The organism is Streptomyces sp. NPDC050504, from assembly GCF_044458065.1.
Lineage (GTDB): Bacteria > Actinomycetota > Actinomycetes > Streptomycetales > Streptomycetaceae > Streptomyces.
Window position 1 is genome coordinate 1 of record NZ_JBITHO010000009.1, and the last position, 15,822, is coordinate 15,822.

General features: G+C 74.8%; 3 protein-coding genes. All 3 read left to right on the forward strand.

Going from position 1 to position 15,822, the window contains the following annotated elements:
* On the forward strand, positions 1–9,297 hold a 9,297-nt coding region (locus ACIBNE_RS30370; RefSeq protein WP_399277197.1), incomplete at its 5' end, for an SDR family NAD(P)-dependent oxidoreductase.
* A 74-nt stretch (positions 9,298–9,371) separates the two neighbouring features.
* Complete coding sequence (locus ACIBNE_RS30375; RefSeq protein ID WP_399277199.1) at positions 9,372–14,204, forward strand: type I polyketide synthase; 4,833 nt, start codon at positions 9,372–9,374, stop codon at positions 14,202–14,204.
* A complete protein-coding gene (locus tag ACIBNE_RS30380; RefSeq protein WP_399277201.1) occupies positions 14,201–15,733 on the forward strand; it encodes an FAD-dependent monooxygenase in 1,533 nt (510 codons plus the stop codon). Before ACIBNE_RS30375 ends, ACIBNE_RS30380 begins: the two co-directional genes overlap by 4 nt.
* The last annotated feature ends 89 nt before the right edge of the window (positions 15,734–15,822 follow it).

A 15,822-nucleotide genomic window follows, 5' to 3' on the forward strand; every position in this document is an offset into this window, starting at 1 on the left:
TTCCAACACCACCCCTACTGGCTCCACCACACCCCCACCATCACCAACGCCACCGACATCGGCCAAACACCCACCACCCACCCCCTCCTCGCAGCCATAGCCGAACTCCCGCACAACACCTATCTGTTCACCGGCCGCCTCACCCTCAGCGACCACCCCTGGCTCGCCGACCACACGGTCCTCGGAACCACCGTCGTAGCCGGCACCGCACTCCTCGACCTCGCCCTCCACGCCGCACACCACACCGGCCACAACCACATCGAAGAACTCACCCTCCACACCCCCCTCGCCCTCACCGAACAAACAGCGGTACGACTCCGCATCACGGTCGAGGTGGAGCCGGGCTTGGACACCGGGGCTGACGGGCCCGAGTTTCGGCGGCTTGCCCTGCACTCCCAGGTGTCCGACGCCGAGCACGGGGGCGAGTGGACCCTGCACGCCACCGGTGTACTGACCAGCACGCCGCCCACGGCCTCCGAGTCGATGGAGCCGCTGCGCGGCGCGTGGCCTCCGGCCGCGTCCACACCGGTGTCCGTGGATGAGGTCTACCCCCGGTTCGCCGACCTCGGGCTGCCCTACGGGCCCGCGTTCCAAGGTCTCAAGGCCGCCTGGCGGCACGGCGACGACCTCTATGCGGAGGTCCAGCTCCCCGAGGGCACCGACACCACCGGTTACGGCATCCACCCCGCGCTCCTCGACGCCGCACTCCACGCCACCGCGCTCAGCGCAACAGACGACGGCGGCGCTCCCCGTCTCCCGTTCTCCTGGGCCGGGATCACTCTGCACGCGGTCGACGCCGGCGCCGTACGCGTGCGGCTCTCTCCGAAGGGGCCCGACACCGTCACGGTGTGCGTGGCCGATGCGACCGGTGCGCCCGTGATCACCGTGGACGCGTTGACCGTACGGACCCTCGACGCCCGGCGGATGGCCGCGCTCGGCAGTTCGGGACGTGCCAACCCTGCGTACCGGGTCGAGTGGACGCCGCTCGCGCTCGGAGAGGACAGCAGGGAGTCGCAGGGTCAGGACGGACCGACCTGGGCGGCTGTCGGCGAGGTCTTCCCGGCGCTCGCCCGCGGATTGGAGTCCGGCGGGATCGCCCTGCGTTCGCTGCCCGACTTGTCGGCGCTGCTGCACGACGTCGGGGAAGGCGGGGCGATACCCGATACGGTCGTCGTCTGCCTGAGCGGGGACGGGGACGGGGACGGGGACGGGAACCGGGCCAGGGGCCGTGACGGTGACAGTGACAGTGACGGCGCCCCGTACGCCCGTGCCCACGTCCTGGCCGAGGAGCTGCGTCGCCTCGTCGCCGACTGGCTGGCCGACGAGCGCACGGGCTCGTCCCGGCTGATCGCCGTGACCGACGGTGCGGTTGCCGTGCACGCCGGTGAGCGGACGAGGGACCTGGCGGCCTCGGCCGCCTGGGGGTTCCTGCGCGTGGCGCAGTCGGAGCAGCCCGGCCGCTTCGTCCTGGTGGACATCGGCGGTGCGGTGGAGGCCGGGGAGACCGGGGCGGTCGGCGAAGTCGGGGAGGTCGGAGCGCTGCTTCCGCTCGCGTTGGCCACCGGTGAGCCGCAGTTGGCGCTGCGCGAGTCGGGCTTCCACGTTCCGCGTCTCGGCGTCGTCGACGACAAGGCCGTTCTCGTGCCGGAGCCGGAGGGCGCCGAGCCGTGGCGGCTCGACGTCACCGAGGCGGGCACGTTCGAGAACATGGCCCTGGTGTCGTCCCCGGAGGCCGGGCAGCCGTTGGCGGCGGGGCAGGTGCGGGTCTCGGTGCGTGCGGCCGGGGTCAACTTCCGGGACGTACTGATGACTCTGGGCATGTATCCGGGGCCGGTCGCCATCGGCAGTGAGGGCGCCGGGGTGGTCGTCGAGGTGGGTTCCGGTGTCACGGGGCTTGAGCCGGGCGACCGGGTGATGGGGCTGATGCAGGGGGCGATGGGACCCTTGGCCGTCGCCGACCACCGGCTCCTCGCGCCGGTGCCCAAGGGGTGGTCGTTCGCTCAGGCCGCCTCCGCTCCCATCGTCTATCTGACGGCGTACTACGCGCTCGCGGATCTTGCTGAACTCCGCGCCGGGCAGAGGCTGTTGATCCACGCGGCCACCGGTGGTGTCGGCATGGCGGCCACCCAGCTCGCCCGGCATTGGGGCGCCGAGGTGTTCGGCACGGCCAGCGCCCCGAAGTGGCCCGTGCTGCGCGAGCAGGGGTATGACGAGGCGCATCTCGCCAACTCCCGCACGCTCGACTTCGAGCGGTCCTTCCTCGACGCGACCGGTGGCGCGGGCATGGACGTCGTGCTCGACTCACTGGCGCACGAATTCGTCGACGCGTCGCTGCGGCTGCTGCCGCGCGGCGGGCGGTTCGTCGAGATGGGCAAGACCGACGTGCGGGACGCCGACGAGGTGGCGGCGCTCCACCCGGGTGTGCTCTACCGGGCGTTCGACATGATCGAGGCCGGGCCGGAGCGCATCGCCGAGATGCTGGCCGCCCTCGGGGAGCTCTTCGACGAGGGGGTGTTGCGGCCGCTTCCCGTGACGGCGTTCGACGTGCGGCAGGCTCCGCAGGCGTTCCGGCTGATGGGCCAGGCCCGGCACGTCGGGAAGCTGGTGCTGAGCGTTCCTCATCAACTCGATCCGGACGGCACGGTGTTGATCACCGGCGGTACGGGCACGCTGGGCGCGACCGTCGCCCGTCACCTGGTCTCCGAGCACGGCGTACGGCGCCTCTTGCTGGCCAGCAGGCGCGGACCGAACGCCGAGGGTGCGGCCGCGCTGTACGACGAGCTCACGAAGGCCGGTGCGCACGTCACGATCACCACGTGCGACACCAGTGATCCGGAGCAGCTCGCGGGCATGCTCGCCACCGTCCCGGTCGGCCATCCCCTCACCGCCGTCATCCACACCGCCGGCGTCACGGCAGACGCCACCCTCACCAACCTCACGGCGGAACAGCTCGACACCGTCCTACGGCCCAAAGTCGACGCGGCCTGGCACCTCCACCGCCTCACCCAGGACCAGGACCTCGCCGCATTCGTCCTCTTCTCCTCCGCCGCAGGCATCCTCGGCAACCCCGGACAAGCCAACTACGCCGCAGCCAACACCTTCCTCGACACACTCGCCCACCACCGCCACACCCAAGGACTCCCCGCCACCAGCCTCGCCTGGGGACCCTGGGCCGACACCAGCACCATCACCGCCACCCTCGACACCACCAACCGCAACCGCATCAGCCGCAGCGGCATGATTCCGTTGGAGAGCGCGGAGGCCTGTGCGCTCTTCGACGCCGGGCGCACCGGGGTCGAGGCGCTGGTGGTGCCGGCCCGGATCGACATGCGGGCCCTGCGTGCGATGGCCGACGCGCAGGCGCTGCCGCCGATGGCGCGCGGGTTGTCGCGGGCCGCGCCGAAGCGGGCGCGGGCCGGTGGCGCGCCGGGGGGCACTTCGGAGCTACGGGGGAAGCTCGCCGGGCGGGACGAGGCGGAGCAGCGGCGGGTGCTGCTCGATCTCGTACGCGGCCATGTCGCGGTCGTGCTGGGGCACGACGATCCGGGGTCGCTGAATCCCGAACTCCCCTTCCAGAGCCTGGGTTTCGATTCGCTGACGGCCGTGGAGCTGCGGAACCGGCTCAATGTGGCGACGGGGCTCCGGCTGCCCGCCACGCTGGTCTTCGACCATCCGACGACGTCCGCGCTGGCGTCCCATCTGCTGCGGGAGGTGGCCGTGGTGGCGCCCGCCCTTGAGGCGGCGGTGCGGCGGGGGCCGGGCACGGGTGCGGATACGGATGCGGCTGCCGGTGCGGCGGACGAGCCGATCGCGATAATCGGGATGGCGTGCCGGTATCCCGGCGGTGTCCGTTCCGCCGATGACCTGTGGCGGCTGGTCGCCGAGGCGCGGACCGGCATTTCGGGGCTGCCCACGGACCGGGGCTGGGACCTGGAACGGCTCGTCGACCCGGATCCCGAGCGGTCCGGCACGACGTACGTCGACAAGGGCGGTTTCCTGGAGGACGCGGACCTGTTCGACGCGGAGTTCTTCGGGATGAGCCCGCGCGAGGCGCTGGCCACTGATCCGCAGCAGCGGATCCTCCTGGAGACGGCGTGGGAGACGCTGGAGCACGCCGGGCTCGCCCCCGGCGGGCTGCGGGGCAGCAGGACCGGGGTGTTCGTGGGGATGGCGTCGCAGCACTACGCGGTCGGCGCGGAGCAGTCGTCGGGCGGTCTCGACGGGTATCTCCTGACGGGCACGACGACCAGTGTGGCCTCGGGCCGGGTGGCGTACACGATGGGGTTCGAGGGTCCGGCGATCACCGTGGACACGGCGTGCTCGTCCTCCCTGGTGGCGCTGCACCTGGCGACGCGCGCACTGCGTGCGGGCGAGTGCGACCTCGCGCTCGCCGGGGGCGTCGCGGTGATGGCTTCGCCGGGCATCTTCATCGAGTTCAGCCGTCAGCGCGGGCTGGCGCCGGACGGTCTGTGCAAGCCGTTCGCGGCGTGCGCGGACGGCACGGGCTGGGGCGAGGGGGTGGGGCTGCTGCTGGTGGAGCGGTTGTCGGACGCGCTGCGCAACGGTCACCACGTCCTGGGTGTCGTACGCGGCTCCGCCGTCAACCAGGACGGGGCGAGCAACGGGCTGACCGCACCGAACGGGCCCTCGCAGCAGCGGGTGATCCGGGCGGCCCTCGACGACGCCCGGCTGACGCCCGCCGAGGTCGACGCGGTGGAGGCGCACGGCACCGGTACGACGCTCGGCGATCCGATCGAGGCGCAGGCACTGCTCGCCACGTACGGCCAACACCGTGACGCGGAGCGCCCGTTGTGGCTGGGGTCGATCAAGTCGAACATCGGGCACACCCAGGCGGCGGCAGGCGTCGCGGGCATCATCAAGGTCGTCGAGGCGATGCGGCACGGAGTGCTGCCGCAGACCCTGAACGTCGACGCGCCGACCCCGCACGTCGACTGGGACTCCGGGGACGTCGAGCTGCTCGGGGAGGGCAGGCCCTGGCCCGAGACGGGCCGGCCGCGGCGGGCCGCCGTGTCCTCGTTCGGGATCAGCGGCACCAACGCGCACGTGATCCTGGAGCAGGCGCCGGACGCCGTGGGCGCGGCGGCGGAGTCCGTACGAGATGCGCCGGACGTACGAGATGTGCGGGACGTACAGGGCGGCAGCGCGGTGGCTCTGTCGGTTTCGGGTGTCGGGGAGCAGGCGCTGCGCGGACAGGCGGAGCGGCTGCGCGGCCACCTGGTGTCGTCGCCCGGACTCGCGCCCGCCGAGGTCGCGCACGCGCTGGCCACGACCCGGTCGGGGTTCGCCCACCGGGCCGTGGTGGTGGGCGCGGACCGTGCGGAGCTCCTGGAGGGTCTCGCGGCCCTCGCCGCCGGTGAGGCGCACCCGGGCCTGGTCCAGGGCGTCGCCGGGCCCACGCCGGGCCGGACGGTGTTCGTGTTCCCCGGGCAGGGGTCGCAGTGGGCGGGGATGGCCCTGGACCTCATGGCCGATTCGGAGGTGTTCGCGCGGCGGTTGCGGGAGTGCGCCGACGCGGTGGGCCGCTATGCGGACTGGGACGTCGTCGAGGTGCTGCGGCAGGCGCCGGGCGCGCCCGACCTGGAGCGCGTGGACGTCGTCCAGCCGGTGCTGTTCGCGGTGATGGTGTCGCTGGCGGAGCTGTGGCGGTCCGTCGGGATCGAGCCGGACGCGGTGATCGGGCACTCGCAGGGCGAGATCGCCGCGGCGCACGTCGCGGGCGCGCTGTCGCTCGACGACGCGGCGCGCGTGGTGACGTTGCGCAGCAGGGCGCTGGTCGCCCTCGCGGGCACGGGGGCGATGGCCGCCGTACCGCTGCCGGCCGAGCAGGTGGAGCGGGAGTTGGAGCGGTGGGCCGGGCGGGCTGGTGTGGCGACGGTCAACGGGCCCGCGGCGACGGTGATCGCCGGGGATCCGGTGGCCGTGCACGCGCTGGTCGAGGGGTATCGCGAGCAGGGGGTGCGGGCCCGCACCATCCCGGTGGACTACGCGTCGCACTCTCCCCACGTGGAGGCGTTGCGCGAGGAGTTGCTCGACCTCCTCGCCCCGGTGGTGCCCCGGCCGTCGGCGGTGCCGTTCTACTCGACGGTCACCGGTGGCCTGCTGGACACCGGTGCGCTCGACGCGGCGTACTGGTACCGCAACCTGCGGCACACGGTCCGGTTCGGGGACGCCGTCCAGGCGTTGCTCGCGGACGGTCACCGGCTCTTCGTGGAGGCGAGTCCGCACCCGATCCTGACGGTGGGGGTGCAGCAGGGTGCCGACGCGGCGGACGTGACGGCGACGGTGACCGGGAGCCTGCGCCGCGACGAGGACGGGCCGCGCGAGTTCCGTGGTGCGCTGGCCGCCGCGTACGTGCACGGCGCGCCGGTGGAGTGGCCGAAGGTGCTGCCCGCGGCGTCCGGGCGCCGGGTGCCTCTCCCGTCGTACGCCTTCCAGCGGGAGAGGTACTGGCTGGAGCCCGCTGCCGCCACCGGTGACATGGGGGGCGTGGGTCTCGCCGACGGCGGGCACGCGCTGCTCGGCGCCGCCGTCGAGCTGGCGGGTGACGACGGCTGGGTGCTGACGGGGCGGGTGTCGCTGCGGACGCATCCGTGGCTCGCGGACCACGCGGTGCTCGGCACGGTGCTGCTGCCCGGTACGGCCTTCGCCGACCTGGCGCTGCACGCCGCGCGGCAGGTGGGCTGCGACCGGGTGGAGGACCTGACGCTGCTGGCGCCGCTGGTCGTCGGCGAGCGGGACGGGGTGCGGCTGCAGGTCGTGGTCGGGGCGCCGGACGAGTCGGGGCGGCGGCCCCTTTCGGTGCACTCGCGCGCCGAGTCCGCAGCCTCCGCGGAGTCCGCCGAGCGGCACGCCGAGTGGACCCGGCACGCCACGGGCGTCCTGGCGGCGCCGGGCGCGTCCTTCGCGGCGCCCGCGCCGCTGCGCGACTGGCCGCCGGCCGGTGCGGATCCGGTGCCGGTCGGTGACGTGTACGAGCGGTTCGCGGCCGTCGGCCTCGACTACGGGCCCGCGTTCCAGGGGCTGCGGGCAGCCTGGCGCGGCGGTTCCGAGGTGTTCGCCGAGGTGGATCTGGCCGCCGACGCGGACGTCGACGGGTTCGCGGTGCATCCCGCGCTGCTCGACAGCGCGCTGCACGCGATGCTGCTCGGGGCCGGCGACGGCCGGGAGGCGGAGATCCGGCTGCCGTTCTCCTGGTCGGGCCTGTCGCTGCGGGCGGTGGCGGCGCGGGCGCTGCGGGTGCGGCTCGCCCCCGCGGGGCCGGAGGGCGCCGTGTCGGTGGAGGTCGCCGACGAGACGGGTGAGCCCGTCGCCTCGGTCGAGGCGCTCGGGCTGCGTCCGGTGACCGGGGACCAGCTGGCCGCGCTGCGCACGGCGGCGCCCGGTGGTGCGCTGTTCCGCACCGAGTGGCTGCCGCGGCCGTTGGGCGTCGACGAGGCCGCCGGGTGGGTGGCGCTCGACGACGGCACGGGGGTGGCGAGGAGCTGCCAGTACGCGGCGGTCGTCCACGAGGACATGGCCGCGCTGCGCAGTTTCCTCGACGCGGGCGGCGCGGTGCCGCCGCTGGTGGTGGCGCCGTCCTGGCCCGACGGGACGGTCGGCCCGGCGGAGGCGGCGCACTCGGCTGCCGAGTACTACCTGCGGCTGGTGCAGGACTGGCTGGCCGACGAGCGCCTCGCCGACAGCCGTCTGGTGCTGCTCACGCACGGCGGGCTCGCGGCGCCGGACGGCGATGACGCCGGGGCGCTGTCCGCGGCCGCCGTGTGGGGGTTCGGGCGGAGCCTCCAGGCGGAGCATCCGGGGCAGTTCGTCCTCCTCGACGTCGACGGGTACGAGGCGTCGCAGGAGGCGCTGGGCCGGGCCGTCGCGGCGGGCGAGCCCCAAGGCGCGCTGCGCCGGGGCGAGTTCCTGGTGCCTTCGGTGGGCCGGGCGGCCCAGTCGGACGGGGCTCTCGCGGGTCCGGTGTTCGACGGTGCGGGCACGGTCCTGATCACGGGCGGCACGGGCACGCTCGGTGCCGTCGTGGCCCGGCACCTGGTCGCCGAACACGGCGTGCGGCACCTGCTGTTGACCAGCAGGCGCGGCCCGGAAGCCGAGGGCGTCGGGCAACTGTGCGAGGAGCTGGCCGGGGCGGGCGCCGAGGTGACGGTCGTCGCCTGTGACGCGGCGGACCGGGAGCGGCTCGCCGCCGTCCTGGACGCGGTTCCCGCGCGGCATCCGCTGACCGGCGTCGTGCACGCGGCCGGCGTCATCGGTGACGCGACGATCGCCTCGCTCACGCCGGAGCTGCTGCATTCGGTGCTGCGCCCGAAGGCGGACGCGGCGTGGAACCTGCACGAGCTGACCCGCGGGCACCAGCTGGCCGCGTTCGTGCTGTTCTCCTCGACCACCAGCACCTTGGGCAGCCCCGGTCAGGGCAACTACGCGGCGGCCAACGCCTTCCTGGACGCACTCGCCGAACACCGGCACGCGCTCGGCCTGCCCGCGGCGGGCATCGGCTGGGGGCTGTGGGCGCAGTCCAGCGGCATGACCGGGCACCTGGACGAGGCGGACGTCGGCCGGATGGGCCGGGGCGGGCTCGCGCCGCTCGCGACCGACGAGGCGCTCGCCCTGTTCGACGCGGCGGTGGCCGCGAGCGGCCGGGATCCGGTGCTGCTGGCGGCCCGCCTGGACCGGCAGGGGCTGCGGGAACGGGCGGCGGCCGGGCTGCTGCCGCCCGTGCTGCGCGGACTCGTGCGGCCGCCCGCGCGCCGCGTCGACACCTCGGGGCCCTCGCTCGCGGAGCGCCTGGTGGGCCTGGACGAGCAGGAGCGGCACCGGCTGGTCCTGGAGGTCGTGCGCGGTCACATCGCGGCGGTGCTCGGGCACGCCTCGCCCGCGCAGGTCGACACCGGCCGGGCGTTCCAGGAGCTCGGCTTCGACTCGCTGACCGCCGTCGAGCTGCGCAACCGGCTCGGTCAGGTCGTCGGGGCGCGGGTGCCGGCCACGGTCGTCTTCGACCATCCGACGGGCGACGCGCTCGCCGCCCACGTCCTGGAGCTGCTCGCGCCCGCGCCCGAGGGCTCGCTCCAGCGGGTCCTGGAGGAACTCGACCGGCTGGAGGCGGCGCTCGCGGCCCGCGCGGCGCAGGACGACGAAGGGGCGATCGGCCGGCGGCTGCGCGTCCTGACCGCGAAGTACGGCGGGGGCCCCGACGCCGAGGAGGTCACCGAGCGGTTCGAGGAGGCGTCCGCGCAGGAGGTCCTGGACTTCATCGACCGGGAGCTGCGGCGGACCTGAGCGGGGGCGCGGCGGCAGACCGGGATCCCACGCATCGCACAAGGGCTGATGAACGAGTGAGGGCTGGTGCAGGAATGACGGACCAACAGAAACTGGTCGACTATCTGAAGTGGGTCACCGCCGACCTCCACCGGACGCGGCAGCGTCTGGCGGAGCTGGAGTCGGGCGTGCGGGAGCCCATCGCGATCGTGGGCATGGGCTGCCGCTATCCCGGCGGCGTGCGCGGCCCCGCCGATCTGTGGCGGCTGGTGCGCGACGGGGTCGACGCGGTGTCGTCGTTCCCCTCGGACCGGGGCTGGCACACCACGGAGCTGTACCACCCCGATCCGGCGCACCCGGGCACCTCCTATGCGCGCGAGGGCGGGTTCCTGTACGACGCGGCCGAGTTCGACGCCGAGTTCTTCGGGATCAGTCCGCGCGAGGCGATGGCGGTCGATCCGCAGCAGCGGCTGCTCCTGGAGGCCTCCTGGGAGGCGCTGGAGGGGGCGGGCATCGATCCCGGCGGGCTGCGCGGCAGCGGTACGGGCGTGTTCACGGGCGTGATGTACAGCGACTACGGCGCGCGGCTGATGGGCAGCGACGCCCAGGAGTACGAGGGCCTGGTCGGCAACGGCAGCGCGGGCAGCGTCGCGTCGGGCCGGGTGGCGTACACCTTCGGCTTCGAGGGGCCCGCGGTTTCGGTGGACACGGCGTGCTCGTCGTCGCTGGTGTCGTTGCACCTGGCGTGCCGGGCGCTGGAGCGCGGGGAGTGCTCGCTGGCCCTGGCCGGCGGAGTGACCGTGATGGCGACGCCGATGCTGTTCGTGGAGTTCAGCAGGCAGCGCGGCATGGCCCCGGACGGGCGGTGCAAGTCGTTCGCCGCGGGCGCGGACGGTGCGGGCTGGTCGGAGGGCGTGGGCGTGCTGGTCCTCGAACGCCTTTCGGACGCCCGCGCCAAGGGGCACACCGTCCTCGCGGTGGTACGGGGCAGCGCCGTCAACCAGGACGGCGCGAGCAACGGCCTGACCGCGCCGAACGGTCCCGCGCAGCGGCGGCTCATCGAGCAGGCGCTCGCCGGGGCGGGCCTGACGGCGGCCGACGTGGACGTGGTGGAGGGGCACGGCACCGGCACGACCCTCGGCGACCCCATCGAGGCGCAGGCGCTCCTCGCGGCGTACGGCAGGAACCGGCCCGCCGACCGGCCGCTGTGGCTGGGTTCGGTGAAGTCCAACATCGGGCACGCGCAGGCCGCGGCGGGCGTCGCCGGGATCATCAAGATGGTCGAGGCGATGCGCCACGACGAGCTGCCGAGGACGCTGCACGTGGACGCGCCGTCGCCGCACGTGGACTGGGCGTCGGGCGGGGTGCGGCTGCTCACCGAGCCGGTCGCCTGGCCGCGGTCGGCCGGCCCCCGCAGGGCCGGGGTGTCCTCGTTCGGGATCAGCGGCACCAACGCGCACGTGATCCTGGAGGACGCTCCCCCGGTGGAGGCGGCGCGGGAGGCTCCCGCGCCCACGCGGTCCGGCGGCCCCGTCCCCTGGGTGCTCTCCGCGAAGAGCCCGGCCGCGCTGCGGGCGCAGGCCGACCGGCTGCGCGCCCACGTCGCCCGCTCGCCGGGCCTCGACGTCGCGGAGGTCGGCCGTTCCCTGGCGACGACGCGGGCCGCGCTCGCCCACCGCGCGGTCGTGATCGCGGAGGAGGGCGACGACTTCGTACGGCGCCTCGGGTTCCTCGCCGACGGCGAGCCCGCGGGGAACCTCGTGGAGGGCGTGGCCGCAGCCGGGGGGCTCGGTTTCCTGTTCTCCGGGCAGGGCTCCCAGCGCCTCGGCATGGGGCGTCGACTGCACCGGGCGTTCCCGGTGTTCGCCGAAGCGCTCGACGAGGTGTGCCGACACTTCGAACCGCTGCTCGGGCGGTCGCCGAAGCAGGTGATGTGGGCGGAGCGGGGCAGTGCCGAGGCCGGGCTGCTGGACCAGACGGCGCACACGCAGACCGCGCTGTTCGCCGTGGAGGTGGCGCTGTTCCGGCTCCTCGGTCATTACGGTCTGCGGCCGGACGTGCTGATGGGCCATTCGGTCGGCGAACTCGCTGCGGCGCACGCGGCGGGGGTCCTTTCGCCGGCCGACGCGTGCGCGCTGGTCGCGGCGCGCGGGCGGCTGATGCAGGAACTGCCGCGGGGCGGGGCCATGGTCGCGGTCGAGGCCACCGAGGGCGAGGTGGTGGCGGCGCTCGACGGGCAGGGCGCGCGGGTGGCCGTCGCCGCCGTGAACGGGCCGCGCGCCGTGGTCGTCTCCGGTGACGAGGACGCCGTCCTTTCGGTCGCCGAGGGCTTCGCCGCGCAAGGGCGCAGGACGAGCAGGCTGCGGGTCTCGCACGCGTTCCACTCGCCGCACATGGATCCGGCGCTGCGCGACTTCGAGCGGGTGGCCCGGTCCCTCACGTACCACCCGCCGGTCGTTCCCGTCGTGTCGAACGTGACGGGGGCGCTCGCCACCGCCGAGCAGTTGTGCGACCCCGGCTACTGGGTGGCGCACGCCCGGCAGGCGGTGCGGTTCGCCGACGGCGTGGCCACGATGTACGCCCAAGGGGTGCGGGTCTGCCTGGAGTTGGGGCCGGACGCGGTTCTCGCGCCCATGGCCGCGGGCTGCCTGACCGCGGGCGAGCCGGTGCCTGTGCCGGTGCTCAACGCGCGCCGCCCGGAGCCCCAGACGCTGCTGACGGCGCTGGGGCACGCCCACGCGCACGGGGCGGACGTGGACTGGGGCACGTTCTTCGCGGAGTACGGCGAGGGGACGGTCGCCCTGCCCACCTACGCCTTCCAGCACCGGCGCTACTGGATCGACGCGGCGCCCGGCGGTGCGGGAGCCGGTGCGGGGACCGCGCCCGAGGCCCGGTTCTGGACGGCGGTGGAGGAGCAGGACCTGGACCGGCTCGCCGCGGACCTGCGGGTCGGCGACGACGGCCTGGCAGCGCTGAAGGCCCTGTTGCCCGCGCTCGCCGGGTGGCGGCGCCAGCAGCGGCGCCACCTCAGGATCGGGTGGGAGCCGGTGGCCGACCCCTCGGGTCCCGCTCGGGCGGGCACGTGGCTGGTGGCGGTGCCGGACGGCGCGTCGCCTGCCCGGTTGCTGCGCGCGCTGGACGGCCCGTTGGGGCAGGTGGTGCCCGTGGCCGTCGATGTCGCGACCGCCTCCGCCGAGGGTCTGGCGCGGGCGCTGCGCACGGCGCTCGCGCAGGCGCCGGACGCGGACGGCGTGCTGTCGTTGCTGGCCCTGGCCGAGGAGGGAATGGAGGGAGCGGGGGGAGCGGAGGAAGCGGACAGCCAGGCATGCGGCGGCGGCCCGGCGGACGGCGACCACCCGGCTTCCAGTGACGGTCCGGCTTCCTGTGACGGTCCGGCCTCCCACCTCGTCCCGGCTTCCGGCGGCAGGTCGATCGGCCAGGTGTCGTCCGCGACGCTGGCCCTGGCGGACGCCCTGGACGAGCTCGGGCTCACGGTGCCGCTGTGGATCGGCACGCGGGGCGCGATGGTCGCGGCCGAGCGCGATCCGGCGCCCGATCCCGCGCAGGCGTCGCTGTGGGGGCTCGGCCAGGCCCTGGCCGCCGAGCGCCCGCAGCGCCGCTTCGTCCTCGTGGACCTCCCCGCCGACGACGGGCCTGCGGAATCGGCCGGGCCGACGGACATCGACCCGTCGGGCGAACTGGAGCGTACGGCAGCCATGTTGGCCAGGCTCCTGGCGGACGGCACGGTGGACGACCAGGTGGCGGTGCGCTCTTCGGGCATCCGGGCACGGCGGCTCGCACCCGGCGGGCGGGGCGGACGGGGCGTGCGGGGCGACGGGGAGGCGTGGCGGCCGACCGGCACGGTCCTCGTCAGCGGGTCGCTGTCCGGCCACGGCGCCGAAGCGGCCCGGTGGATCGCGGGCCACGAGGGCACCAGGATTCTCGCCGCACTCCCCCACGACCACCCGTCCGATCCCGAACTGACCTCACTTCAGGACGAGTTGGGGGATCAGCTGACGATCGCCCACATCGACCCCGCCGATCCTTCGACAGCCGCCGATCTGCTGGCCTCGGTGCCCAGGGAGCTGCCCCTGACGGCCGTGGTCCACGTCGCCGCGCCACTCACCGACGCCCGGCCCCGCCCGCTGGCACCCGACGCCCTCCTCCGGGCCTCGGCCGACGCGGCCGTGGCCGGACAGCTGGAGCGGCTCACCCGTGACCTGGACCTGGCCGCGTTCGTCACGGTCTCCTCGCTGACCGCCGCGTTCGGCCTCCCCGGCTTCGGCAACGCGGGCCCCGCCCACGCGGCGCTCGACGCGCTCACCGCCCGGCGCAGGGCCCGGGGGCTGCCCGCGCTCTCCCTGCTCGTGGCGCCCTGGGAAGGGTCCGCCCCGGCCGGTGCGGGCGTCCCCGGTGTCGGCGGCGCGGCCCCCGAGGACGTCACCGCGCTGCTCGGCCGCGCCCCGCAGCTGGGCGAACACACCCAGGTGGTGGCCGACTTCGACTGGGAGCTCCTCGTGCCGCACCTCGCGGGCGGCCGGGCCGGCGGCCTGCTGCGCGGGGTCCCGGAGGCGCGGCTGGCCCTGGAGGCCACCTCCCGCCCGGACGACGCGGTGCTGCGCAGGCTCGCCGACATCCCCGAAGAGGACCGCCCCGGCTTCCTGCTCGACCTGATTCGACGTCAGATCGCCTCGGTGCTCGGCCACTTCGACCCCTCGGCCGTCACGGAGGACAGCGACTTCGTCAGCCTGGGCCTGTCCTCGTTCGCCGCGCTGGAGCTGAGCGGCCGACTGCGCACGGCGGGCATCGAGGTGCCTCCGGCGATCGTCTACGACCACCCGAGCCCGCGCGCGCTCGCCCAGTACCTGCACACCCGATTCGCCGGAGCCGACAGCCCGGCGGCCGCACACCTCCCGGAGGCCTCATGAACCACCCCGTCGTCATCGCAGGCGCGGGCCCCGTCGGTCTGATGCTCGCCGGCGAGCTCGCCCTCGCGGGCGTTCCCGCGCTCGTCCTGGACCGCAGGGCCGAGCCCGGCGAACAGGCTCCCGGCATGGCCGTCAACTCCGCCGTCGTCGAACTCCTCGCCCAGCGCGGCATCATGGACCTGCTTCAGGGCGACGGCATGGAGTTCCCCCGGGCCCACTTCGCGCACATCTGGCTCGACCCCGAGGCGCTCGCCGGTGCCCACCCGTACACCTTCCTGGTGCCGCACCACGTGGTGGAGCGGCGCCTTGAGGAGTACGCCACGAAGGCCGGCGCGCGGGTGCGGCGCGGCGCCGAGGTGGTGGGGTTGCGCCAGGACGCCTCCGGCGTCGAGCTCGACGTGCTGCACGACGGCGGGATCGAGGTGGTCCGGGCGGCGTACGCGGTGGGCTGCGACGGGGCGGACAGCGCGGTGCGCCGCCTTGCCGGGATCGGGTTCCCCGGTGCCGACGAGGCCTTCTACGGGCTCATCGGCGACCTGACCGTCGAGGCGGACGACCCGCTGTTCCACCAACTCGGCGTGCACCAGCACGAGAAGGGCTTCTTCACCGTGGGCCCGGTCTCCCCGACCGTACTGCGCGTGACCACCGGGGAGTTCGACGCGGCACCGGACTCCCCCGGATCCGCGCCCTCGTTCGCGGAGTTCGGCGCGCACGTACGGCACCTGACGGGCGCGGAGCCCACCACCGGCGGCGCACCGCGCTGGCTCTCGCGCTGGACCGCCGCCACCCGGCAGGCCGAGCGGTACCGGGAGGGCCGGGTGTTCCTCGCCGGGGACGCGGCGCACCTGCACTTCCCGCTGGGCGGGCAGGCGCTCAGCACCGGCATCGAGGACGCGGTGAACCTCGGCTGGAAACTGGCCACGGCCCTCCGGGACGAGGCCCGTGCCGACCTGCTCGACTCGTACCACGAGGAGCGGCACCCCGTGGGCGCCCGCGCCTGTGCCACCACGCGCGCCCAGATGGCGCTGCTGCGCCCCGGCGGTGGCGCGCAGCCACTGCGCGCGCTGCTCACCGAGCTGGCCGGGCTCGACGAGGTCAACCGGCACCTCGTGGCGCTGGTGGGCGGCCTCGACGTCCGCTACGCCTCACTCGCGGGGGAAGGCGCGCACCCCCTGGTGGGACACCGGCTTCCACTGACCGAGGTGGAGACGGGCGACGGGCCGGTCGCCGTGTCCCTGCTGTTGCACGCCGGGCACGGCGTCCTGCTCCAGTTGTCCCCGGAGGGCGGGCTCGGGGACGCGGTCTCTGGCCGACCGGGCCGGATCGACGTCGTGACCGGCGCACCCGTCGATGGGCTCGCCGCCGAGGGCGTCCTGCTGCGGCCCGACGGGCGCGTCGCCTGGGCGGGCCCGGCCGCCGACACGGCCGGTCTCGCGGCGGCCGCCGACCGGTGGTTCGGCTCCGAGGGCTCCGGGCCGGACCAGGAGCAGGACCAGGACCAGAAGCAGGACAAGGGTCAGGGCCAGTAGCAGGCGGTCGGCGGGCTGCGGGGACTTCCCCCGTACGTACGCCATGGCCCGTACTCCCCAGGATCGGGGTGTACGGGCCATACGGTGCC